18 protein-coding genes are annotated in these 24390 nt (G+C 47.4%); 8 read left to right on the top strand and 10 right to left on the bottom strand.

Translation table 11 applies throughout. The features are described 5' to 3' along the window. Nucleotides 1-346: 346 nt before the first annotated feature. The gene (locus R3177_RS04530; RefSeq protein WP_318969846.1) at nucleotides 347-2956 is read left to right on the top strand and encodes a TonB-dependent receptor plug domain-containing protein; all 2610 of its coding nucleotides are present in this window, start codon (nucleotides 347-349) and stop codon (nucleotides 2954-2956) included. A gap of 59 nt (nucleotides 2957-3015) precedes the next feature. Here R3177_RS04530 and R3177_RS04525 read toward each other — a convergent pair whose 3' ends face one another. Beyond that, nucleotides 3016-6054: an FAD-binding and (Fe-S)-binding domain-containing protein gene (locus R3177_RS04525; protein WP_318969845.1), complete on the bottom strand. Its 3039-nt coding sequence runs from the start codon at nucleotides 6052-6054 to the stop codon at nucleotides 3016-3018. Between the two features lie 10 nt (nucleotides 6055-6064). Then, nucleotides 6065-6646 (bottom strand): GTP cyclohydrolase II, encoded by a 582-nt coding sequence (gene ribA, locus R3177_RS04520; RefSeq protein ID WP_318969844.1) that lies wholly within the window; start codon nucleotides 6644-6646, stop codon nucleotides 6065-6067. A gap of 261 nt (nucleotides 6647-6907) precedes the next feature. On the opposite strand from ribA, the gene R3177_RS04515 reads away from it, so the two are divergent. Beyond that, a complete protein-coding gene (locus tag R3177_RS04515) occupies nucleotides 6908-8755 on the top strand; it encodes an ABC transporter ATP-binding protein (protein ID WP_318969843.1) in 1848 nt (615 codons plus the stop codon). 20 nt (nucleotides 8756-8775) lie between these two features. On the opposite strand, the gene R3177_RS04510 is transcribed toward R3177_RS04515, so the two are convergent. The 3 genes from R3177_RS04510 to ppsA all read right to left on the bottom strand — a co-directional run bounded on the left by R3177_RS04510 (nucleotide 8776) and on the right by ppsA (nucleotide 13390). Next, nucleotides 8776-9147: a BON domain-containing protein gene (locus tag R3177_RS04510; RefSeq protein ID WP_318969842.1), complete on the bottom strand. Its 372-nt coding sequence runs from the start codon at nucleotides 9145-9147 to the stop codon at nucleotides 8776-8778. Nucleotides 9148-9291: 144 nt separating this feature from the next. Continuing rightward, on the bottom strand, nucleotides 9292-10809 hold the full coding sequence (locus R3177_RS04505; RefSeq protein ID WP_318969841.1) for an alanine/glycine:cation symporter family protein: 1518 nt from the start codon (nucleotides 10807-10809) through the stop codon (nucleotides 9292-9294). Between the two features lie 202 nt (nucleotides 10810-11011). Then, nucleotides 11012-13390 carry a phosphoenolpyruvate synthase gene (gene ppsA, locus R3177_RS04500; RefSeq protein WP_318969840.1) on the bottom strand — a complete coding sequence of 793 codons (2379 nt, stop codon included), beginning with the start codon at nucleotides 13388-13390 and terminating at the stop codon, nucleotides 11012-11014. A 137-nt stretch (nucleotides 13391-13527) separates the two neighbouring features. On the opposite strand from ppsA, the gene R3177_RS04495 reads away from it, so the two are divergent. Then, nucleotides 13528-14337 carry a pyruvate, water dikinase regulatory protein gene (locus R3177_RS04495; protein WP_318969839.1) on the top strand — a complete coding sequence of 270 codons (810 nt, stop codon included), beginning with the start codon at nucleotides 13528-13530 and terminating at the stop codon, nucleotides 14335-14337. A gap of 54 nt (nucleotides 14338-14391) precedes the next feature. On the opposite strand, the gene R3177_RS04490 is transcribed toward R3177_RS04495, so the two are convergent. Together R3177_RS04490 and R3177_RS04485 are read right to left on the bottom strand one after the other, a co-directional pair. Next, nucleotides 14392-15741: a class II 3-deoxy-7-phosphoheptulonate synthase gene (locus R3177_RS04490; protein ID WP_413229066.1), complete on the bottom strand. Its 1350-nt coding sequence runs from the start codon at nucleotides 15739-15741 to the stop codon at nucleotides 14392-14394. Between the two features lie 127 nt (nucleotides 15742-15868). Continuing rightward, the gene (locus R3177_RS04485) at nucleotides 15869-16345 is read right to left on the bottom strand and encodes a low molecular weight protein-tyrosine-phosphatase (protein ID WP_318969838.1); all 477 of its coding nucleotides are present in this window, start codon (nucleotides 16343-16345) and stop codon (nucleotides 15869-15871) included. A gap of 197 nt (nucleotides 16346-16542) precedes the next feature. On the opposite strand from R3177_RS04485, the gene R3177_RS04480 reads away from it, so the two are divergent. The 4 genes from R3177_RS04480 (at nucleotide 16543) to R3177_RS04465 (ending at nucleotide 21130) form a co-directional block, all read left to right on the top strand. Next, nucleotides 16543-17217 (top strand): response regulator transcription factor, encoded by a 675-nt coding sequence (locus tag R3177_RS04480; RefSeq protein WP_318969837.1) that lies wholly within the window; start codon nucleotides 16543-16545, stop codon nucleotides 17215-17217. A 147-nt stretch (nucleotides 17218-17364) separates the two neighbouring features. After that, on the top strand, nucleotides 17365-18273 hold the full coding sequence (locus tag R3177_RS04475) for a MoxR family ATPase (protein ID WP_318969836.1): 909 nt from the start codon (nucleotides 17365-17367) through the stop codon (nucleotides 18271-18273). Further along, nucleotides 18270-19202, top strand: coding sequence for a DUF58 domain-containing protein (locus tag R3177_RS04470; protein ID WP_318969835.1), 933 nt, complete (start codon nucleotides 18270-18272; stop codon nucleotides 19200-19202). The genes R3177_RS04475 and R3177_RS04470 overlap by 4 nt, the downstream gene beginning before the upstream one ends. Continuing rightward, complete coding sequence (locus tag R3177_RS04465) at nucleotides 19196-21130, top strand: DUF3488 and transglutaminase-like domain-containing protein (protein WP_318969834.1); 1935 nt, start codon at nucleotides 19196-19198, stop codon at nucleotides 21128-21130. The genes R3177_RS04470 and R3177_RS04465 overlap by 7 nt, the downstream gene beginning before the upstream one ends. 16 nt (nucleotides 21131-21146) lie before the next feature. On the opposite strand, the gene R3177_RS04460 is transcribed toward R3177_RS04465, so the two are convergent. The 3 genes from R3177_RS04460 to htpX form a co-directional block, all read right to left on the bottom strand. Continuing rightward, entirely contained in the window at nucleotides 21147-21383 is a 237-nt protein-coding gene (locus tag R3177_RS04460) for a TIGR02647 family protein (RefSeq protein WP_318969833.1), read from the bottom strand. Between the two features lie 100 nt (nucleotides 21384-21483). Continuing rightward, nucleotides 21484-22569, bottom strand: a complete 1086-nt coding sequence (locus tag R3177_RS04455; protein ID WP_318969847.1) for an alanine--glyoxylate aminotransferase family protein — start codon at nucleotides 22567-22569, stop codon at nucleotides 21484-21486. 223 nt (nucleotides 22570-22792) lie between these two features. Beyond that, on the bottom strand, nucleotides 22793-23653 hold the full coding sequence (gene htpX / locus R3177_RS04450; RefSeq protein WP_318969832.1) for a protease HtpX: 861 nt from the start codon (nucleotides 23651-23653) through the stop codon (nucleotides 22793-22795). 167 nt (nucleotides 23654-23820) lie between these two features. Here htpX and pepE point away from each other — a divergent pair. Beyond that, nucleotides 23821-24390: dipeptidase PepE (pepE, locus tag R3177_RS04445; protein WP_318969831.1), on the top strand; the 570-nt coding region annotated here is incomplete at its 3' end.

Raw genomic sequence — 24390 nt, 5'->3', positions numbered from 1 at the left:
CTTTTCATCAGCCAGGGCAACAAAACCAGCATTTATCCCATGTTTAATACCACGGGGATATAATTGCGTTAAGCTTTTCAGATCAAGGTAATTATCTCCGTGAACCTGATTCGCCAGTGCGACGATTTCAGCAAAATGTGCTGGTTGCATTGTGACTATTTTATTCATCTCCCCCCACTTTAGCTGGTCTGCAGCTGACTTTTGCAATCCTCAGTTCCCATTTTTTCGACCAACAACCCTAAAACTGCGATGGACAGCAGCAGGATTTTAAAATATGGTTAAAACAGCGCTTCTGCTGAATAAGCGTTATCTAGCGATAATCAAAAAAATAATCCAGGAAAACACTATGAAATTCAACAATAATTATCATCCGGTTGCGCATGCTATTAAGTATGCCATAGCAACCTCGTTTGCGTTAGGTATAGTAAGTGGCACAGCAATCGCTCAGGAAGATAGTGAAACGGCTGCCAAAGAGCAGAATATCGAAAAAATTGCCGTGGTCGGTAGCCGCTCAGCGCCCCGCTCTATTGCCGACTCACCTGTACCGGTTGATATTATCGGTGGCGATGAGCTGATGAAAAACGGCAGCACCGATATGCTTAACATGATAAGTACCACTGTCCCGTCTCTGAACGTTCATGCAAATCCGATAAGCGATGCAGCAACGTTAATAAGACCAATGAATTTAAGGGGTCTGCCTGCAGACAGTACTTTAATACTGACTAACGGCAAACGCCGGCACAGATCATCTGTTATCGCGTTTTTAGGCGGTGGTATTAATGATGGTGCCCAGGGACCAGATGTTTCTGTTATCCCGGGTATCGCGATAAAACAGGTAGAAATATTACGTGACGGCGCCGCTGCCCAATATGGCTCTGACGCTATTGCCGGGGTTGTAAACTTTGTTTTAAAAGACGCCGATAGTGGTGGTAGTTTTGAAGTGAAAACCGGTGAGTATTATGAAGGTGACGGCACCAGCACTGAATTCGCCGGTAATATTGGCTTGCCGTTAACAGATGCGGGTTTTATTAACACCAGTTTCCAGTATAAAAATGTCAATGCAACCAGTCGCAGTGTCCAGCGTCCGGACGCCCAGGCTTTTGCTTTAGAGGGTAATCCGCATATTGCTCCGCTTACTCAGGTGTGGGGTTCCCCTGAAATCGACGATGATATTTCTATATTTGTTAATGCCGGTTTAGATCTTGGCAATGGCGGAGAAGCTTACCTGTTTGGTAATTATTCAGAGCGGGATGTAACCGGTGGTTTCTATTACCGTAACCCGTTTAACCGTGGCGGGGTATTCTCAAATGATGAAGGTCAGACATTGTTGATTGGTAACACTGACTTCTCAGCGGGTGCCTGTCCGACAATCAATCTAACTGATGGTAGTGGTAACAACCTGCCGTTTAATGCTGTTAATTCAGCCGTCAATGCGTTACCAGACAACTGTTTCACTTTCTTTTCTATGTTCCCTGGCGGATTTACCCCAACGTTTGGCGGTAATATCACCGATACAGCATTAACTGCGGGAACCAAAGGCGAGTTTAAAGAAGGTTGGCTGAAAGGCATCATGTATGACTTTAGCGGTACCGTTGGCCGTAATGAGTCTACTTATAAAATGACCAATACCATTAATGCTTCGCTGGGCCTGGATACCCCCACTGAATTTAATCCGGGTAAGTATATTCAGCTGGAAAAAATGTTTACTGCGGATTTTGTAAAATTTGTACCGGCAGGAATATACGAGGACTTAACCGTGGCTTTCGGAGCGCAGTGGACCGAAGAGTCTTTTGAAGTGGTGGCCGGCGATCTGGCATCTTTCCAGGTCGGCGAATTTGTCGACCAGGGCTTTAGTATTGGCTCTAATGGCTTTCCGGGCTTTAAACCAGAAGATGCCGGCGTGTCAACCCGCAGAAACTATGCTTTATATACCGATATTGAAGCGGAATTTACTGAAGCATTCTTAATGGGTTTTGCTTTACGTTTTGAGGACTATGACACCTTTGGCACCACCTTAAATTACAAAGTGACCGGTCAATACCGGCTGACTGATGACTGGGCGCTTCGTGGCTCACACAGTACCGGCTTCAGGGCGCCTACCGTCGGTCAGGCGAATGTCAGTAACGTTCAGACAAATCTGTCATCAGGTTTACTGGTAGACTCCGCGTTATTACCCCCTACTAACCCGGTATCGCTGGAACTTGGCGGCAGAGAATTGGAGCCTGAAGAATCGACCAGTTATGCAGTTGGCGTGGTTTATTCCGGTTCAGAGATTTTTATGACACTGGATTACTACCGGATTGATGTTGATGATCGTATCAGCCAATCCAGTAAAATTAACTTAACTGATGCCAACCGCGAAGCGTTAAAAGCCGCTGGCGTTAAGAATGTTGATTCTATTCAGCAGGTTAGTTTCTTTACCAATGATTTTGACACCACAACACAAGGTATTGACTTTGTTGCCAGTTACTCCACTGACTTGTTAAATGGTCGCGCCAGCTTTAACCTGGCCTATAACTGGAACGACACCGAGGTTGATAGTGCCACTGCAATCACCGGCCTGGATAAAGTATCACGGCTTGAAAACGACTTGCCAAATCACCGCGCAACGTTAAGCTGGAATCAGCGGTATGATGATTGGTCGGTATTTGTCAGGACAAACTATTATGGCGAATATCAGGGTGTGCATGTTGACTGGATTGGTGTCCCTGGTGAGCCAGGTACAGAAGTAACTGCTTCAGCAAAAGTGACCTTTGACGCAGAGCTGAGTTATTTTATCAATGATAGCTTCTCAGTCTCAGTCGGCGCCCAGAACATTTTTGACACCGATCCTGAAGTACTTGATTTAAGTGCCGTTGGTTTACCTAATAATGCTTTCGGTGCTAAATATTATGAAACATCGCCGATGGGCATCAATGGTGGTTACTACTACCTGAAAGGTGTATACCGTTTCTAACCGGCCGTCGGTTAACAGTTAAACAAAAAGCCCGTTGTTTGCGGGCTTTTTTATTATGCTTAAAGTCGTTGCAGCAAAGCCTGTAAAGGATGTAGCGGCTTACGCCCTGCTAAGCGCTTTACCTGGCTGCGACACGAAAACCCGGTTACCAGAATATGGTCAACGCCAAATTGCTCGACTGGCTTACGCCAACTCATATCAAATAACATTTTGCTGTTTTCAAGATTCTGAGCTTCATGACCGTAGGTCCCTGCCATACCGCAACACCCGACCGCAACCGGATTAAGATTTAGCCCGGCCTGACTGAAAATTTGCTGCCAGGCTTTTTCTGCTGCCGGCAACGCAGTTTTTTCAGTGCAATGCGCCAGCAGCGCGTAATCAGCGGTATTCGCTGTCTTCGGCACTGACTGATGAACCAGCCACTCATGCAACAGTTGAACCTGAAAATCTCCCCGTTTATCAGCGAGTGCTTTGGTATACTCATCACGGTAGACCAGCACTAAAGACGCATCGAGCCCCAGCATGGGTATATTAAGTTGCCTAAGCTGGTTAAAGAACGACGCTGCAGTTGCCGCTGTTTTGGCGAATTTTCGCAAAAAGCCTTTTACATGCTCTGGTTTGCCATTGGGCACAAAGGGTAATAGCACTGGATTAAATCCAATTTTTTCAATCAGTTTTAAAGCATCAGCCACCAATTCCGCCTCGTAAAAGCTGGTGAAAGGATCCTGAACCAGCAATACTGTTTTGGCTTTATCGGCTGCCGATAACTGATGTAATGCTGGCAGATCAAACCGATATTTCTCAGCGGTAAGCCCGGCAAGCGTCGGTACCGATAACAACGGCGTATCAACATAACCGACTGTCTTTTTCAGGATGGCCGCTGTCACTTTGCGTCTTAGCACAAAATTAACCAGCGCGGGGGCTTTTGCCAGCAACGGGGCGGTCCGTTCAATATTAGCGACAATATAATCTTTTGCCGGTCTTAAATAACGACTATGGTACAGCTGCAAAAACCGGGAACGAAAAGACGGTACGTCTACTTTAACCGGACACTGGCTGGCACAGGCTTTACATGCCAGACACCCTTCCATCGCTTCCAGCACTTCATGCGAAAAGTCTGGCTCACCTTGCTGTTTCGCTAGGGTATTTCTGATTTTTGGCCATAGTGAACGAAATCCAGACGCGTGTTCAAGCAACTGCTGTTCGCTGGCTAAAATATCTGCGCCTTGCAACTGGTTCAGGCGCAACCACTCACGCATCAGCCCTGCCCGGCCCTTCGGACTGTGGCGGCGATCTTTGGTTACCTTACTGGACGGACACATTGGCGAGCTTTCGTCATAGTTAAAACACAGACCATTGCCATTACAGTTTATACTGCTGTCAAAACTGGTTTTCACTGATACCGGTATCTGTCGGTCAAACCAGGCTCTTTTCTGGCCATCAACAGATACCAGCTGTTCATTGCTGGCATAGGGCGTACAAATTTTCCCGGGATTAACCCTGTTGCGCGGATCAAAGGCCGCTTTTATTTTACGAAGCTCGGTAAACAGTTCGTCTCCAAAAAATGCAGGGCCATATTCGCTGCGGTAACCTTTGCCGTGTTCACCCCACATCAAACCGCCATATTTAGCGGTTAGCGCCACTACCTGGTCTGATATGGTCCTTAGCAATTTTTCCTGATCAGGATCACATAAATCCAAAGCCGGTCTGACATGTAGTACTCCGGCATCGACATGACCGAACATGCCGTAGTGTAAGCCATACCCATCCAATAAAGCCCTGAATTCCATAATAAAATCAGCCAGGTTTTCAGGTGGCACGGCGGTATCTTCAGCAAAAGCAATTGGTTTTTGTGCACCCGGGGTATTCCCGAGCAACCCTACCGCTTTTTTACGCATGGCATAAATATTACTGATAGCAGCACTGTCGTACGTTAACTGGTAACCAATGATACCATCTGCTTTAGAACGCATGGCAGCGTCTAATTTCGCTGTCAGAGAAGCAATTTTCTGCTCAATTTCTGCCTGATCCTCACTGTTGTATTCGACCATATTCAGGCCTTGCATCGAAGCACCAGGCACGTCAGTAATTAATTCTTTAACCTGATGCCAGATAATATCATTGCGGGCCAGGTTCAATACTTTGCTGTCAACCGTCTCCACAGAGGTGGCCTCAGCCGCCACCAGGAAAGGGGCGTGTCTGAGGGCACTTTCGAAACTGTCATATTTGACATTAAGCAGACATTTAAAGCGGGCAATCGGAGTAATATTTAATTTAGCTTCAGTGACGAAACCCAGAGAACCTTCCGAGCCGGTAATAATTCTGGATAAATCAAATTCAGTTAAATCGTCATTAAATACATGCTCTAAATCATAGCCGGTTAAGAAACGATTTAAGCGCGGAAACTTGTCAAGAATTTGCGGTCTGAACTGGCGACAGCTATCCAGCACCTGGCGATAAATCCGACCAATGCTATTAGGCATTTCAGCACGGTGTTCAGCTTCAAAAGTGGCCATTTTATGGCTTTTTAAAACATTGCCATCAACAAGTACCGTTTTTAATGCCAGTACATGATCGCTGGTTTTGCCATACACCAGAGAACCCTGTCCGGATGCGTCGGTATTAATCATGCCGCCAATAGTGGCCCGGTTTGAGGTAGAAAGATCCGGCGCAAAGAAAAAACCATAGGGTTTTAAAAATGCATTCAGCTGATCTTTGATGACACCGGCCTGGACCCTTACCCAGCGCTGCTCAACATTAATTTCAAGAATACCACGCATATAGCGGGATAAGTCGACCACCACATGTTCAGTAAGTGCTTGGCCGTTGGTACCGGTACCCCCACCACGGGGACTGAACTTAATATGGGAAAAACTGGAGGTTTGTGCCAGCGAGGTCAGGATAACTACATCATCAGTGGATTTTGGCAATAATACGGCCTGGGGCAACGCCTGATAAATACTGTTATCGGTTGCCACGGCCAGACGGCTACCGTAGCTGGTTTCAATATCGCCGCCAAAGCCGGCAGCGAGCAACGCTTTGTTAAATGCGATGATGCTGGGGTCCAGCGCTAACTCAGGAGTAAGTTTTGGGATCATAAACAGCAGCTCACTCCATATGGCCCATTTTAGCAGCTTTGGTTGCCAGATAGCGATGACTGTGCGCCGTGGTCTTAACCCGATGCTGTACCCGTTCCAGTATGTTTACGCCAACCTCAGTCAGTGCTTTTAATTTTCTTGGATTATTGGTCAGTAGGCGTATTTGTCTTACGCCCAGCTGCTCAAACATTTGTGCCGCGATATCGTACTCCCGCATATCGGGCAGAAAACCCAAGATTTCATTCGCTTCTACCGTATCAAGCCCTTTATCCTGCTCTGCATACGCCCTGATTTTATTGATCAAGCCAATACCACGGCCTTCCTGCCGCAAATATAAAATACAACCCCGGCCCAGATCAGCAATTTTTCGCATGGCGGCTTCTAACTGTGGCCCGCAATCGCAGCGCAGACTGAACAGGGCATCTCCGGTTAAACATTCAGAATGGACTCTGGCTAAAACCGGTTCGCCGGTTGTAACATCCCCGAGGGTCAGCGCAACATGCTCTTTACCGTTATCAGCCAGAAAGCCATGTAGCCTGAACTCAGCAAAAGGTGTCGGTAATACAGTGGACGTAACAAGTTTAATGGTCATTTTACATCTCAGCTTTAAAGGCACAGCAGCTAGAACACATCGGGCCTGAGCTTGGTCAAAATAAGTGAACAATTACGCAGATTATAACAGGCTGGATTGACGTGGCTACAGTAATATTTTGATACAATATAACAATTTGAGTGAATAACGTCATTCTGAATGGTCTGTTGTCTGCTGACAATTCAGGGATAAACCTGCTCCGGATCGGTAAAATCGGCTACACTAGCGAGCGTTTTTTTCTATTTGTATTCAGGATTCTCTATGTTAGGTTTTTTTGAACGACTGACCAGACCTTTTCCGGCAACAGAGCCTGGCCAGCCACCACGTGGTTTACTGGCGTTTTGTCGTCATTACACTAAGGGCATGGAAGGTTCTTTATTGTTAATGTCACTATCCTCAGGGTTACTGGCCATTCTTGAAGTATCACTGTTTAGTTTTATGGGACAGCTCGTCGACTGGCTGGTTGCAAAGGATCCGGAAAATTTCTTTATTGATGAACGTCATACCTTAATAGGCATGGCAATCGTGACCCTGATATTACTGCCACTGATGACGTTTATACACTCAGCGATAGTACATCAGACATTATTAGGTAACTATCCGATGTCAATTCGCTGGCTGGCCCACCGTTACCTGCTTCGCCAGAGTGTCAGCTTTTATCAGAACGACTTTGCCGGCAGGATTGCCACTAAAGTTATGCAAACTGCCTTGTCTGTACGGGAAACCGTAATGAAATTACTCGACGTTATGGTCTATGTGCTGGTGTATTTCGGGGCAATGTTGTTTTTTGTAGCAGACGCAGACTTGCGACTGATTATACCAATGCTAATCTGGCTGTTATTTTATATTGGCCTGCAGTTTTATTTTGTCCCCAGGCTGAAAAAAGTATCAACCGCGCAGGCTGATGCACGCTCTGAGATGACCGGCCGGATAGTCGATAGCTACACCAACATTACCACTATTAAGTTATTCTCTCATACCAATCGTGAAGAGCGCTATGCCAGGGACAGTATGGATGTTTTTCTGCAACCCGTTTATCAGCAAATGCGGCTGGCCACCGGTCTGAGCGTATCTGTACAAAGCCTGAATTATATTCTGGTGTTCAGTGTTGCTGCCTTGTCTTTATACCTGTGGGCTGGCAGTGCCATTACTGTAGGGGCTATTGCCATCGCTATCAGTCTGGCACTGCGTTTAAATGGTATGGCTCAGTGGATTATGTGGGAAGTCAGCGCCTTGTTTGAAAACATTGGCACTGTTGCCGACGGTATCGCTACCCTTTCCCGGCCTATTGCGGTGACCGACAAGATTGGTGCCGGCAAGTTAAGCGTGCCTGCTGGCAAAATTGAATTTAACGCAGTCAGTTTTAATTATGGCAAAACGGTAGCAGAAGGTGGCAAAGCCGCAGTGCTGAATAACCTTAATCTTGTCATTCATCCCGGTGAAAAAGTCGGGCTGGTTGGTCGCTCCGGAGCCGGCAAATCGACGCTGGTGAATCTGCTGTTGCGCTTTTATGATGTCGAACAGGGTAAAATACTGATTGATGGTCAGGATATCAGCACTGTCAGTCAGGAGAGTCTGCGCCAGCACATTGCTATGGTAACGCAGGATACTTCTTTGCTACACCGCTCTGTTCGGGAAAATATTGCTTATGGAAAACCTGATGCGACTGAAGCCGAGCTACTGTTAGCAGCAGAGCAAGCTGAAGCCAGCGATTTTATCGATGATTTGACTGATCCCAAAGGTAATAAAGGCCTTGATGCTCAGGTTGGTGAGCGCGGTGTCAAACTGTCAGGGGGACAGCGCCAGCGCATTGCCATTGCCAGAGTGCTGTTAAAAAACGCCCCTATTTTAATTCTTGACGAAGCAACTTCGGCTCTTGATTCAGAAGTCGAAGCAGCTATTCAGGCCAGCTTAAATACGTTAATGGCAGGCAAAACCGTTATTGCTATTGCCCACCGCTTATCAACCATCGCCCAGATGGACCGGCTTATTGTGCTGGACAATGGTAATATCGCCGAGCAAGGCACCCATAATGAACTGGTTGCCGCCGGCGGCATTTATGCACAATTATGGGCCCATCAGACAGGCGGGTTTATCGGGATAGATTAATTAGCCAAACGCCGCGTCAACTATTGCGGCGGCGTTCCGATAACCTCTAAATCATTATTTACGGCATGGACGCCGGGTGTTGCTGCAGCAATGTTTTCTGCCAGCTCGCGCTGGGCTTGTGTCGCCACTTCACCATGCAACCTGACATCACCTTTACTGGTTTCTACCAGAATATTTAAGTTAGCCAAACGCTGCTCTGCTCTGAGTGCAGTATGAACGGCATGGGTAATATCGACGTCATCACCGGTCCCGTCTTCACTTTTTATTGCCAGGCCGGCTTCATCTGTTTGTGCTTCAAGACTTTGCCGTTCACGCTCACAGCCTACCAGCAGCAAACAGCCGGCTAACAGGATGGTCAGGGCACCTTGGAAAAATTTGGTTGTCAGCATCATCTATCTCCTCTGCTCAGAACATTCATTGCTATTATCTTTAGTATGGTGCAACAGTAACGATGAAGCAAAGTTAACGACAGCATAGCAGCCTGACTGGGCTATAAAAAACCCGGCAGTGATGCCGGGCTGTTACCCATAATCAAGTTACGATTGCTGTTTCTGTTGTTTGACCAGCCGCTTTTCCCAGAATGTGGCATTTTTTATGCCCAGTTTCACCGGATCAAACACAATAGGCCCACCGGCTCTTTTTTGTTCTTCATAATCCCGCAGACATAAGATAGCCGGCTTGGCGACAAAGAAAATAGCCAGAATACCCAGAATATTAATCCAGGCCATCAAGCCGACACCAATATCACCAATTCCCCAGATATAGCCTGAGCTGTTTACCGTGCCGTAAGCAACCATGGCCATGATGATAATTTTGACCAGTACCAGAGGGATCTTGCCTTTAAAATAACGATTTAAATACGAGACGTTTGTTTCTGCAATGTAGTAGTACGCCAGGATAGTCGTGAAGGCAAAAAAGAAAATAGCAATGCCGACAAAAGCCTGGCCAAACTGACCAAAGACATTATTCAAGGCCATTTGAGTAAAGGCCGGTGAAGCCACTTCTGTCGCCGCATCGATATTTTGCAGGATCATGGTGCCGGCACCCGTTGCGGCATTAAAATCTTCAGTTTGAATATTATACTGGGAAGTGATCAGAATCATTAACGCTGTAGCAGTACAAACAAATAAGGTATCAACATAAACCGAGAATGCCTGCACCAGACCTTGTTGTGCCGGGTGATCCACTTCTGCCGCAGCTGCTGCATGCGGACCTGTGCCCTGACCGGCCTCGTTAGAATAAATCCCGCGTTTAACCCCCCAACCAATTGCTGCCCCCATGCCGGCCTGTGCAGTAAAGGCGTCAGAGATAATTAGGCTGAAAATGCCGGGGACTTTATCCAGATTCAGAAACACCACGATTAACGCCATCACGATATAGCCCAGCGCCATAAACGGCACGACAATTTGCGTAAAGTGGGCAATGCGTCTGATACCGCCGAAAATAATAAAGGCAAGGACAATCAGAATAATCGCTAATGCCACCAGCTTTAAACTCGCCACCTCGCCAAAACTGGTAACCACCATGGTGCCTTCACCAAAAACCTGGGTAAAAGCATTACCCACCGCATTGGCCTGCACACCAGGCAGAAAGACACCACAGGCAATGATGGCTGACAGTGCAAATAACACCGCTAACCATTTCTGGCCCAGACACCGCTCAAAATAGTAGGCAGGACCACCGCGATATTGGCCGTCTTCTTCAACCTTATACACCTGGCCTAAAGTGGATTCTGCATAAGCGGTGCTGGCCCCTAGAAATGCCACTACCCACATCCAGAATACAGCGCCCGGGCCACCAAAACCGATAGCAGCAGCAACCCCGGCGATATTACCCACACCCACCCGGCCTGATAATGACACTGCCAATGCCTGAAACGATGAAATACCTTTATCTGATTCATTGCCACTGAACAGCAGCTTACACATTTCTTTAAAATGTCTGACCTGGGCAAAACGGGTGATGATGGAGTAAAACAAACCTGCGCCAAGACACAGAAATATCAGTGCCGGGCTCCAGATAATACTATTGACGGTGCTGACCAAGGCTTCCATGAGCGTCCCCTGTAATTATTGTTGTCGGTTTTTTAGTTTAATTTGTCAGTAATTTGCCATAACAAGCCGCTAATAGCTATGTCTGCAGCCATCTGCAGCAATTGTTTAATGGTTTTTTGTACGAATTTTTTATATCAAGCTGCTTTAAACGAAACTCAGCCAAAAAAAAGCCCCGCATTGCGGGGCTTTGTAACAGTACACATTAATGTTTGCCAAACTTTTCTGCCAGATATAGCCAGGTTTCCAGCACCGTATCCGGGTTTAACGATACACTGTCGATACCTTGCTGCATCAGCCAGCCCGCAAAGTCTTCATGGTCTGAAGGTCCCTGACCGCAAATACCAATATATTTGCCTTTGGCTTTACAGGTTTTAATAGCCATCTCCAGCAACTTGTAAATCGCTGGATTACGCTCATCAAATAAATGTGCAATCAAACCACTGTCTCGATCAAGGCCCAGTGTTAACTGAGTTAAATCATTGGAACCAATAGAGAAACCATCAAAATACTCTAAAAACTCTTCTGCCAGTAACGCATTAGACGGCAACTCACACATCATAATGACCCGCAGACCATTTTCGCCGCGCTTTAGTCCGTGTTCAGCCAGCAAATCGATCACTGCCGCGGCCTCCTGTAAAGTACGGACAAACGGGATCATAACTTCGACATTAGTGAACCCCATCGTATTACGCACACGTTTTAACGCTTCAACTTCCAGTGCAAAACAGTCCCGGAAATCTTCAGAGATATAACGCGATGCGCCCCGAAAGCCAATCATTGGGTTTTCCTCATGGGGCTCGTACTGCCGCCCGCCGACCAGGTTAGCATATTCGTTCGATTTAAAATCAGACATCCGGACGATAACTTTTTGTGGTGCAAAAGCACAGGCCAGTGTGGCAATGCCCTCTGTTAATTTTGCAATGTAAAATTCCACCGGGTTGGCATAACCGGCAATCATGTCACTGATAGTTGCTTGCAGCTCAGGGGTTTGCTTATCAAAATTCAGTAAAGCTTTGGGATGCACACCAATCATTCTGTTGATAATAAATTCAAGCCGGGCAAGGCCGATACCAGCATGAGGTAATTTGGCAAAGGAAAATGCCCGTTCAGGATTACCGACATTCATCATAATTTTCAGATCAAGCGCTGGCATCTGATCTATCCGGCTGCTAAGCACTTTATATTCCAGCTTGCCATCATAAATAAAGCCGGTATCACCTTCAGCACAGGAAACCGTAACCTGCTGCCCTGTCTTAATTTTGCTGGTCGCATCACCACAACCAACGACAGCCGGTATTCCCAATTCTCTGGCGATAATGGCGGCATGGCAGGTACGCCCTCCCCGGTTGGTAACAATGGCTGAGGCCCGTTTCATAATGGGTTCCCAGTCAGGATCAGTCATATCGGTTACCAGTACATCGCCTGGCATAATCTGATCCATCTGTTCAATGCCTTTAAGTACCTTTGCGGTGCCACTGCCAATTCGCTGGCCAATCGCCCTGCCTTCTACCAGTACCGCAGCGGTGCCCTGCAACTGAAAACGCTCCATGCTGTTGCTGTCTTCGCGACTTTTCACTGTTTCCGGGCGCGCCTGAACAATGTACAGCTTGCCATCATTGCCATCTTTTGCCCATTCTATATCCATGGGCCTGCCATAATGGTCAGCAATAATCACGGCCTGTTTAGCCAGTTCTTCCACTTCGGCATCGGTTAACGAAAACTGCTGACTGCGGCTACTGTCTACATCAATAATTTTTACCTGTTTGCCGTGGCTTTGCTCGGCCGAGTAAACCATTTCAACTTTTTTGCTGCCGATGTTGCGCTTAACAACCGCGGGCCGGCCGGCTGCGAGGGTCGGTTTATGGACATAAAACTCATCAGGATTAACCGCGCCCTGAACAACCATCTCACCCAAACCATAGGAAGAAGTAATAAATACGACGTCTTCGAAACCTGATTCAGTATCAATACTGAACATAACACCGGAAGAGGCAATATCAGAGCGAACCATTTTCTGCACGCCCGCCGACAATGCCACCCCCCGGTGGTCGTAGCCCTGATGCACCCGATATGAAATGGCCCGGTCATTAAATAATGAGGCAAAAACATGTTTAATAGCTGTAATAACAGCATCATAGCCGCGGACATTTAAAAACGTTTCCTGCTGTCCGGCGAAAGACGCGTCGGGCATATCTTCAGCTGTTGCCGAAGAGCGGACAGCAAAGGAAACATCATGGGCTGGATCGGAATGTAACTGCTGGTAAGCTTCCCGAATAGCCTGCTCCAGTTCAGGTTGAAAAGGCGTCTCAATCACCCATTGCCGGATTTTGGCTCCGGCTTTACTCAGCGCTGTCACGTCATCGACATCCAGGCCATCCAGCAACTGGTAAATACGCTCATTTACTCCGCTTTGCTCAAGAAACTGATTGAAGGCCTCAGCTGTGGTGGCAAAACCACCGGGCACCTGCACCCCGGCATTAGCCAGGTTACTGATCATTTCGCCGAGGGAAGCATTTTTACCCCCTACCCGATCCACATCGTGCATACCCAGTTTTTCATACCAAATCACAAATTCTTGCACAGTTTGTCTCCATTTTTTGTCGTAGGGCGTGTAAGCTTACCGTTAGCATTACAAGGCACACTGATTTTACACTCTGGCTGAACTTATTTAAAACCTTAATTTTCATGTAATTTAATAACAACAAATCGGAGTTTACCGTGCGAACCGCTTTTTATATTTCTGATGGTACAGCTATTACCGCTGAGGTATTTGGCCATGCGTTACTGACGCTATTCCCGGCACAATTCGAACACATTACTATTCCTTTTGTAGAGACAGCCGATATGGCGGAACAGGTAAAAAATCGGATTAATGATCGGTATAAAACAACAGGAGTAAAGCCGCTTATTTTTCAGACATTCGTTGACGATAATTTAAGACACATAATTAACAGCAGCAATGGTATTTGTTATGACTTTCTTAATAGCTTTGTTGAACCCATTCAACGCGAACTGGGCATCGCACCTGTACCTAAGACCCATCGCACCCACAGCATGCATGAAAAAACTTATGATTTCAGAATTGATGCGGTGAATTTCGCTCTGGCTAATGACGATGGCGCCAACATGAAGAATTTCGACCAGGCAGACATTATTCTGATCGGCGTAAGCCGCTCTGGGAAAACCCCTACCAGTCTGTATCTGGCACTGCAATATGGTATTAAAGCGGCTAATTATCCGTTTGTAGAAGAGGATATGGAAAGATTGCGATTGCCAGCCGAGCTGATGCGTAACAAAGATAAGTTATTTGGTCTGAGTATAACGGCTGAGCGGCTCAGTCAAATCCGCCAGCAACGCCGGCCGGACAGCCGCTATGCGTCTATCCGGCAATGCACATTAGAATTAAATGAAGTCGAGGCATTATATCGCCGGGAGCAGATCCCTTTTCTGAACTCTACTCATTTGTCGATAGAAGAAATTTCAGCGAAAATCATTGCCAAAACCGGATTAAAGCGGCACAAATATTAACGAACAGGCCAAAGAGGCCTGTTCGACCAACAACTTATAAGCGGATCTGTGCTTTTACTTACGATTAGCACTGAGTGTATCAGCAATCAAAAAAGCAAGTTCCAACACCTGATCAGCATTTAACCGTGGATCACATTGGGTATAATAGCGTTTGCTTAAATCATGCTCACTTAAGCCATAGGCCCCGCCGGTGCATTCAGTAACATGCTCCCCAGTCATCTCCAGATGAATACCTCCTGCATGGGTGCCTTCGGCTTTGTGTACCGCAAAGAAATTTCGGATTTCTCTTAAAATTGCTTCAAAATCACGGGTTTTAAAATCATTACTGGCCTTAACCGTATTGCCATGCATCGGATCAGAACTCCAGACTACCGTCCGCCCTTCTGCTTTAACCTTGCGCACTAAGGCCGGTAACTTATCCGCCAGCTTATCCGCGCCCATCCGGGTAATCAGCGTTAATCTGCCAGCGGTATTATTCGGATTCAGCGCATCAATCAGTCTGATTAACTCATCCGGCTCCATTCCCGGTCCAACTTTTACCCCGACAGGGTTATGAATTCCCCGGAAAAACTCCAGATGAGCATGATCTAACTGGCGGGTCCGCTCGCCAATCCATACCATATGAGCAGAACAATCATACCAGTCACCGGTCAGTGAATCGCGCCGGGTTAAGGCTTCTTCATAGTTGAGCAGTAGCGCTTCATGCGATGTAAAAAGTTGCGTTTCCCGGATAGACGGGGAATTCTGGGCGGTGATACCACAAATTTCCATAAAGCGCAGGGCTTCCTGGATCCGCTGTGCGACATTCTGGTATCTGTCTTTTAACGGGTTCGACTCGACAAATCCCATATTCCATTTACTAACCTGGTGTAAATCAGCAAGTCCGCCCTGCGCAAACGCTCTGAGCAGATTCAGGGTCGCAGCAGAATGATGATAAGCCGTTATCAGCCGGTTTGGATCTGGCTCACGGGCCGTTTCGGTAAATTCAAAACTGTTAACAATATCACCACGGTAGCTGGGCAGCGTGACACCGTTTATCGTTTCAAGATCACTGGATCGCGGCTTGGCATATTGCCCTGCCATTCTGGCGACTTTTACCACCGGCAAGCCGCCGGCATAGGTCAGCACCACCGCCATCTGCAGTAAGACCTTAAAGGTATCGCGAATTTTTGGCGCATTAAAATCGTTAAAACTCTCTGCACAATCGCCGCCTTGCAACAAAAAGCCTTCGCCTTTTGCAACCTGACCTAACTGAGCATGCAGATCCCGGGTTTCCTGAGCAAACACCAGCGGTGGATAACGATGAAGCTGCTGTTCAACTTGCTTTAAAAGCTGCTGGTTCTGATACGACGGTTGTTGTTGAATGGGCAGCGCTCGCCAGCTATCTGGCGTCCAGTTGGTCACAATGATAATCCTATACGATGTAATAAAACGACATTTGCAAAGTTATAGACTTCCGGACGTAAATTCAATCTTGTTCTCAGAGTTTTTCGCACTAACCAAGCTAATAACGGCATAAGCTTAAAACAGCCTAAGAGTCTGTCAGCACCGGCGCCACCAATAACTTGTCGCAGGCATGTTCAATTAAATCAAGTACTAACTCGAAACCTTTGCTACCACTGTAGTATGGATCAGGTACCTCGCTTAATGCAGGATAGTCTGGATGAAAGGACAGGAAAAGTCTGAGTTTGTGAGCGTGCTCCGGCGGGCAACGTCGTTTTAACTCGGTCAGATTGTCATTATCCATTGCCAGAATAAGATCAAAATCATCAAAATCATGGTCGGCAACAGGACGGGAATAAAGGCCGTTAAATTGATAACCTCTGGCGCTGGCGGCTTTTACACTGCGATTGTCGGGTCGTTCACCCTTGTGTGACGCACTGGTACCCGCTGAGTCAATTTCAATATTCACATTGTGTAACCTGGCTTTATGTTCAAGAACAGCGTGTGCTGTTGGTGAACGACAAATATTACCAAGACAGACAATTAATACTCTTTTTGCACGCATGACATTTCCCTGGTGTTCATTTTCTCTGTTAATTGTAATTCCCAACACTAAACATTAGCTGCAGAACCAGCCAGACTGCCCCGTTATTATTTTTATCTGCTAATTATCATTAGTTGCAATTCGTCGCCACGCAGTACAGTATATCCAAAGTCGTATTAGTCAAAGGTTCAGACTAAAGTCGTTTGGAGGTGAAAACAATGGAACGGTTTTCCAGACTGATAATACTCACAGAGCGCCAGCAGTTGCATAATACCACCATGTTAGCGCAATCAGTTGGTATAAAAGTACAGCAATGTAACAACCATGACTTTATGCAACTACCGGTTAAGTCAGGGGTGTTGGTAGGCTGCCAGTTTAACAGTCACTTTCTTACAAAAAAAGGCATAACAGGTGAACTCGCCCAGTTGATGCAGCGCTATCCGGTGTTTATTTTTCAGGCTGAACGCGCCCTTATCGACCCGGCCATGGCTGTGCACAGCGGCTTACGCGGACTGATTTACCGCGATGAGCAATTGGATCGCGTTCTGACAGCCCTGAAAACACTGATGGCAGGCCAGCTTTATTACTCCCGGACAGTGATGTCAGACGTTGTAGATCTGCTGATTAATAAACCCAGGAAATTAAATCCGGATGTGGCAACCGCCAATGCCCAACTGACTAAGCAAGAGAAACGAATCATTGGTCTGGTTGCTGAGGGCGCACGCAATAAAGAAATTGCTGCCATCTTGAATATCAGTGCACATACGGTTAAAGCCCATCTGTCAGCAATTTTCAGAAAAACCCAGGCTCGCAACAGAGTTGAATTGCTGCGTTGGTTGCAGCAATCCAACCAGATAATTGAAAATCAGCCTGCCGTTGCCAGACAGGCCTGATCGGCGCTCTGTCACTTTTATTGATCCCCGCGTCAAAGCAGCTAGTATAGAGATGCTGGCCATGTTATTTGTTACTGAAACAACATTTTCAGTCCCCCCGGGTAAGTGGCAGTAGCCGCTTGCTGGTATCAGCAGTAAGGAGATGGCGTGTTAGCGCAATTACATCAAGTCGAACACAGTCTTAATCAGGTGATTCTCGGCAAACAACAGCAAATACGTCTGGCGCTATGTTGCTTGCTGGCCGAAGGCCATTTATTGCTGGAAGACTTACCGGGTCTTGGCAAAACAACGCTTGCTCATGCTTTAGCAAACAGTCTGGGACTGAGTTACCGGCGGGTGCAATTTACCAGTGATTTGCTGCCAGCCGATTTAACCGGTATCAGCATTTATGATGCCCGGTCACAGCAATTTCATTTTCAACCTGGCCCTGTGTTCTCTCAGGTATTACTCGCCGATGAAATAAACCGGGCCAGCCCGAAAACCCAGAGTGCCTTGTTAGAAGCAATGGAAGAACGTCAGGTTACGACAGACGGAGAAACCCGACCATTGCCAAGCCCATTTTTCGTTATCGCGACCCAGAACCCGCTGTTTCACGCGGGTACATCAGCGTTGCCTGAGTCACAGCTGGACCGCTTTTTAATGCGGTTATCATTAGGTTTTCCAGAGCGAGCCGCTGAGCATCAGCTGCTTGTCGATGATAGCAAAGGTTCAAGACTGCAGTTTTTAACCCAACAACTGGACAGTTACACCCTTAAAAGTCTGCAACTGCAGCTGAGCGCCGTTAAAGTGACGGATGCCGTGATAGATTATCTGCTCAGTCTGGTTGATGCCAGTCGCAACCGCAATGATATGCTGCCCTTATCTCCCCGGGCGTCAAAAGCTTTACTGCGTTCAAGTAAAGCTCATGCTCTGCTCGCTGGCAGAGACTTTACCACTGCTGATGATGTGCAACGGGTATTTCCATCTGTTGCTGAGCATCGGCTTGATCCGCGCTCAAGCGCGGCCAGTCACAATCTTAGCCAGATCCTGTTGGAACAAACCGATTGTCCGCTATGAAAAATATCAAACGCCAGCTGCAACTGTTGTTTGATAAGTGGCTTGACAGCCGTCAACCTAAAGCCCGGCAGGTCACTCTCAGCCAGAAGATTATTTATATTCTGCCAAGCCGTTTCGGGCTCTGGTACATACTGTTGCTGATTTTGTTATACCTGCTTGGCACAAATTATCAAAACAATTTAATTCTATTAATGAGCTATATACTAGTCGCAGTGTTACTGTTAGCGCTGGCTCTGGCCTGGCGCAATTTACACGGGCTGACAATAAGCTGTGCACCGGTTTTAACTGCTTATGCTGAAGAAACATTAATGGTGCCGGTCGCCATACAAAGTGAACAGCCCCGGCAGCAACTGCAATGCTATTTTAACGCCGCGGATGGCCACACGATATCTGAAGACAATCGTCAACCGTTAATGGTACCGTTACTGACGGTGCAGCGGGGTTACCTGCCTTTACCCCGATTAACATTACAAAGTAATTATCCGTTTGGCTTATTTAACTGCAAAAGCCTGCTTAACCTGGATTATCACTACTGGGTGTTCCCAAAACCACTTGCAACAGAAATCGCGGTAACAAGCATTGATAACCACGGCTCCAGACAACAGAGCCATCAGGACTACGATACCATCAGGCATTATCAGGCCGGTGACAGTCTTAAACTGATGCTTTGGAAGCGGCTGGCCCGGGATCCTGACAATCCGGTTATTAAACAGGCGAACGGCAATCCGCAACCTGATCCGGACTGGATTAGCATTCCACCACTTAGTGGCGCGGCGCTTGAGCAGGTGTTATCCAAAGCCTGTTATCTGATGTTGCAACTTGAACAGCGCAGTAAACCTTATGGTCTGCGGATTAAAGATAAAAATATCAGTCCATCCTGTGGGCAACAACATCTTGAACGCTGTCTGCGGGAGTTAGCCCTATGCTAATCCTGTTAAGTCGCCAGACAATCCTGTCGTTTTACGTTATTCTGGTTGCGATAATCGTGTTGTTGCATCAGGCCCTGCCCCTTTGGTACAGCGCTGTTTTACTGGGGCTGCTGCTTTATCGCTGGCCGTTACAGCAAAATAATAAGATAAATAAACTGGCGCGTATTAACATTATCGCCGCGGTTATTTTGCTGCTACTGCTTATCAGTATCAGACAAAGCGGCGTGTTTCATTTCATGTTACAAATATTGCTGTTATCGGCTGCCAGCCGGCTGGTGTTGATCCGCCAGCGACATGACAGTCATCAGCTGCTGTGGGTGTTATATTTCCTGTTGGCCTGCTGCTTTATTTTCTACCAGAGTATGATAATCAGTTTATTTATTCTGGCCCTGCTCGTGTTTACCCTGTACTGCCATTACCGGCTTTATGCCAGTAAGCAACATCAACTGCAGCTACTGCAATTTACCAAAGCTGTGCTGATCACCCTGCCGGTCTGGCTCTCACTGTTTTTATTATTTCCACGCTTACAGCCCCTGTGGCGGCTCCCAACGGCTGAGGCCGCGGTGACCGGCCTGGCAGATACTCTTGATCCAGGCAGTATCGAAAACCTGGTACAAAGCGACAAACTGGCGTTTCGGGCGATTTTCACTGACACCATGCCACCTCGTCAGCAATTATACTGGCGGGCAAAGGTGTATGAAGATTTTGATGGCCGCAGCTGGACAGTTAACCAGCGGTTTGAGCGTCACCAGCCTTTTAATCCGCAGTCAGATAACCCTGCTAGCGGCCAGCTCCTAAGCTATCAGATTATTGCAGAAGTCAGTAATCAGCGCAGTTTATTTGCTCTGGGTTTACCAGTGGCGTACGCCAGTGCTGTGCGCCCTACAGCAGCCTATCTGGTGGAAGCCCGCCGCCCGGTAAATCAACGCCTGAGTTATCAGTTAAGCAGTATCTTAACACCGTTGCCGTCAGATACCGTTCTGGAGCAACAGCTTAACAGCCGCACCACTACTGCTAATCCACAAACTAAAGTGCTGGCAGCCGAACTTGCCGCCCGTGCCGGCTCAACAGCGGCATTAATCGAGCAAATCAGCATCCTGTTTCGCCAGCAGCCATTTTATTACAGCTTAAATCCGCCTTCCCTCGGCACCAACAGTATTGATGCTTTTTTATTTGACAGCCGCACCGGTTTTTGCAGCCATTATGCCTCAGCCACCGCAGTACTATTGCGCGAGGCAGGTGTGCCGGCCCGAGTTGTTGGCGGTTATCAGGGGGGCGTCTGGCATCAGGAGCAACAATATCTCGAAGTACGACAACGTGAAGCACATGCCTGGGTTGAATATTATGATAATGGTGCCTGGCAACGCTTCGATCCGACTGCGGTTATTGCCCCTGAGCGGGTACTGGCCGGACTGGATGCCGTGTTATCTGCTGATGAACAACAGCAATTGCAGGCAACATGGCTCCGCTTCTCTGCAATTAACTATCTGAGTCAGCAATTAATGCATCTGGATTATTACTGGTCAGTATGGGTTCTGGGATTTGACGACAACCAACAGCATAATTTGTGGCAGCAAATCAAAGCAGCCGGCAAGTTGCTGGCAGTTACAGCGGCGTTACTGCTGCTCGCTGTTGGGTTATGGTGGCTGGCTTGTTATCGGCGTCGGCCAGCGAAATATGCCGCGCCGGTCATGTTAATTCACCAATATTTCGACAAGTTGCTGCAGCATAAAACGGGAAGCCAGCATATCAGCCAGTTCATTCACACGCTGCAAAAATACAACCCGGAAGATGCAGCCTTGCTCGATACAGTAGATAGCTTATATCAGCGGGCCCTGTTTGCCGATGACCCGCAGGCATTATTGCAACTGCAGCAATATTTAAAACAGCATGCTGCCCGCTTGAAAAAGCTGAACCGGCCTGATTAATCAGACCGGCTTCAACTTACCGGGTAGTTAAAATACGCAACGCAATTTGAATATGCTCGGCGCAATGCACACCTAAATCAGTCAGGTAGCCACCATCGCTTTGGGTCAGCAGGCCTTTCTGATGCAGACGGGCAATCGCGGCCCGGGTTTCACTATCCGCATCTTTATGTACTTTTAAGCCTTCCATCTGGGAGTCGAGATTATATAAATTCAGAATTTTTATCTCAGCATTAAGCTCAGCTGTTACCGGCATAGCATACATCCTCTGGGTGATTTACCGTTTCAAGATAGCTGTTATCGATAGATATTGGCAGTTCTTTTTGCAGATATTTACCATATCCAGAGCTTTGCTGTCAGCGCAAAGACAGTTGTTCAGTGAGGGCCTGAATACACAAAGCGACATTTTCACGCCGGGCACCGTAACCCATTAGTCCTACACGCCAGGCTTTACCCGCCAGTTCACCAAGACCTGCCCCGATTTCCAGATTATATTCACTCAGTAACGCACTGCGCAGCGCGGCATCATTTACTCCTGCCGGGATATAAATACTGTTTAACTGCGGCAATCGGTATGGCGCTGCTACAACAAACTTAAGGCCAAGATTAGTTAAACCATCCGCCAGTATATTATGCATAGTCCGGTGACGCTGCCACGCCTGCTCCAACCCTTCTGCGGCCAGCAAACGCAGAGCTTCATGTAACGCATATAAGCTGTTGACCGGTGCTGTATGATGATAGCTACGTTTACCACTGCCACTCCAGTAGCCCATTACCAGACTTTGATCTAAAAACCAGCTTTGCACCGGGCTTTTACGCTGCTGAATTTTCTCAACCGCCTGTTCGGAGAACGACACCGGTGACAGCCCCGGGACACAGGATAAACATTTCTGACTGCCGGCATAAATCGCATCAATGCCCCACTCATCAACCCGCAGTTCCACTCCTCCCAGAGACGTCACCGCATCAACAATAGATAAACAATCGTATTGGCGGGCTAATGCGCACAGCGTTCGGGCATCACTCAGCGCACCGGTCGACGTTTCTGCATGAACAAATGCCAGAAACCGGGCATCAGGATGAGCTCGCAAGGCCTGCTCCACGTTCGCTGGGCTGACTGGCTCACCCCAGGCATTGTCAACGCAAACCGCTATACCGCCACAGCGCTCGACATTCTGACGCATCCGGTCGCCAAATACGCCATTGCGACAAATAATCACTTTTTCACCAGGCTCTACCAGGTTAACAAAGCAGGTCTCCATTCCGGCTGATCCCGGCGCAGATACTGCTATCGTCATCGCGTTACTGGTTTGAAACGCATATTGTAACAGCTGTTTCAGTTCATCCATCATCGCCAGAAAAAGCGGATCCAAATGGCCTACCGTTGGCCTCGCCTGCGCTGCCAGTACCTGTGGATGAACATCTGACGGCCCCGGGCCCATCAGAATACGACGTGGTGGATTAAAAGCGGCAAATTGCGGGGCGGCTAACATAGTCTCTCCGGATAATGAGTAAATCAGTGTTGTACCTTAGCAAAATTTTAGTCTCTTGCCTTGTAAGCCGGTTTAATAGCGGTTATTCAGCAGCGTAATACCATTAATAAAAAGCCCCGGACAACGGGGCTTCTAAAGGGGGCAATATCAGGTTTTCATACCGTTATTACATTTAAAATTCCCGGCTGCTGCGCAACGCCTCAATCCGTTTTTCAAGAGGCGGATGGGTTAACAGTAATTCAGAGTTATTTTTCTTACCGGAGATCCCAAATGCCATCATACTGCCTTCCAGCCGGCTTTCGTGGTTATACTTTAAACGCTCAAGTGCGGCAATCATTTTGTCTGGTCCTTCCAAACGCGCCGCGCCGGCATCTGCCCGGTACTCACGCTGACGTGAGAACCACATAACAATAATGCTGGCCAGAAAACCAAAGACAATTTCCAGCACAATAACAATCCCAAAATAGGCAAACGTACCCAGTTGCTGGTTGTTGTTACGAATAGCTCCGGCAATCAGGCGTGCGAAGAAAATAACAAAGGTATTTACCACACCCTGGATCAGCGTCAGGGTTACCATATCGCCGTTGGCGACATGAGACACTTCGTGAGCAAGTACCGCCTCCACTTCTTCCTGTTTCATGTTTCGCAACAAGCCAGTACTTACCGCCACCAGCGCATTATTTCTGTTCATACCGGTGGCAAAGGCGTTCATTTCCGGCGAGTCATAAATCGCCACTTCCGGCATGCCTATTCCGGCCTTTGTTGCCTGGCGGGCCACGGTATTAATCAGCCATTGCTCGGTCGCATTTCGTGGCTGGGTAATGACCACCGCACCTGTTGAGCGTTTAGCCATCCATTTCGATATTGCTAATGAAATAAACGAGCCACCAAAGCCAAAGATGGCGGCAAATACCAGCAAGCCGCCAATACTGCTGTGATCAATTCCTAAAAAGCTGAAGACGATATTCAGGACAATACTCAGTACCAGAATGACCGCCAGGTTTGTTGCCAGAAACAGCAAAACTCTTTTCATATACCCTTACCTCAGTGACTTAACTGTCACTAATATATGGGCAGCAAGCTGAATTTCAAATTAAGCAAACCGCTATTTTGTCGGCTAAAGTGTAAGAAAACATGTTTGACTGTGTGTAGTTCGCTACAATAGCCAACCGCTACAACAGCTTAAAATAAGAGGTTCTTATGCAATTATTGTTACTCAGCAGCTCACGTGCTCAAAACAGCGACTATCTGGCACTCTATATGGCCTGGCTTAAAACGCATCTGCAAGGCATTAACGAGCTGCTATTTATCCCTTACGCCGGAGTGACGATTAATTATGATGACTATCTGCAACAGGTTGCCAGAGCGCTAGAGCCGCTATCGGTTAAAGTTAAGGGCTTACATCAGTGTGACGATCCGCAGCAGGCGATTGCAGAGGCGCAGGCGATAGCAGTAGGCGGCGGCAATACCTTTCAGCTGCTTAATATGTTGTATCAGAAGGAAATTGTCCAACTGATCAGGCAACGCGTAACCAGCGGCATTCCCTATATTGGCTGGAGCGCAGGCTCCAATATCGCCGGCGCGACTATTCGTACCACCAATGATATGCCGATTGTTGAACCCGCTTCATTTGAGGCACTTAATCTATTACCACTACAATTAAACCCGCATTACAGCGACTATAAACCGGAGGGATTTCATGGTGAAACCCGGGATATGCGTCTTGCTGAATTTATGCAGTTAAATCCGCAAACGCCGATTATCGCCCTG

This window comes from Arsukibacterium sp. (assembly GCF_033722355.1).
Taxonomy (GTDB): Bacteria; Pseudomonadota; Gammaproteobacteria; order Enterobacterales; family Alteromonadaceae; genus Alishewanella.
The sequence above is the reverse complement of the archived record's forward strand: the minus strand, read 5'-3'. Positions and strand labels throughout refer to the sequence as shown.

What these genes read in the sequence shown, in the direction of transcription:
- R3177_RS04485 (WP_318969838.1), bottom strand. Translation starts at nt 16,345, where the DNA reads ATGCGTGCAAAAAGAGTATTAATTGTCTGTCTTGGTAATATTTGTCGT.
- R3177_RS04525 (WP_318969845.1), bottom strand. Translation starts at nt 6,054, where the DNA reads ATGATCCCAAAACTTACTCCTGAGTTAGCGCTGGACCCCAGCATCATC.
- R3177_RS04505 (WP_318969841.1), bottom strand. Translation starts at nt 10,809, where the DNA reads ATGGAAGCCTTGGTCAGCACCGTCAATAGTATTATCTGGAGCCCGGCA.
- htpX (WP_318969832.1), bottom strand. Translation starts at nt 23,653, where the DNA reads ATGAAAAGAGTTTTGCTGTTTCTGGCAACAAACCTGGCGGTCATTCTG.
- R3177_RS04465 (WP_318969834.1), top strand. Translation starts at nt 19,196, where the DNA reads ATGCTAATCCTGTTAAGTCGCCAGACAATCCTGTCGTTTTACGTTATT.
- R3177_RS04480 (WP_318969837.1), top strand. Translation starts at nt 16,543, where the DNA reads ATGGAACGGTTTTCCAGACTGATAATACTCACAGAGCGCCAGCAGTTG.
- ribA (WP_318969844.1), bottom strand. Translation starts at nt 6,646, where the DNA reads ATGACCATTAAACTTGTTACGTCCACTGTATTACCGACACCTTTTGCT.
- R3177_RS04530 (WP_318969846.1), top strand. Translation starts at nt 347, where the DNA reads ATGAAATTCAACAATAATTATCATCCGGTTGCGCATGCTATTAAGTAT.
- R3177_RS04515 (WP_318969843.1), top strand. Translation starts at nt 6,908, where the DNA reads ATGTTAGGTTTTTTTGAACGACTGACCAGACCTTTTCCGGCAACAGAG.
- R3177_RS04455 (WP_318969847.1), bottom strand. Translation starts at nt 22,569, where the DNA reads ATGGGCCCGGGGCCGTCAGATGTTCATCCACAGGTACTGGCAGCGCAG.
- R3177_RS04460 (WP_318969833.1), bottom strand. Translation starts at nt 21,383, where the DNA reads ATGCCGGTAACAGCTGAGCTTAATGCTGAGATAAAAATTCTGAATTTA.
- R3177_RS04510 (WP_318969842.1), bottom strand. Translation starts at nt 9,147, where the DNA reads ATGATGCTGACAACCAAATTTTTCCAAGGTGCCCTGACCATCCTGTTA.
- R3177_RS04470 (WP_318969835.1), top strand. Translation starts at nt 18,270, where the DNA reads ATGAAAAATATCAAACGCCAGCTGCAACTGTTGTTTGATAAGTGGCTT.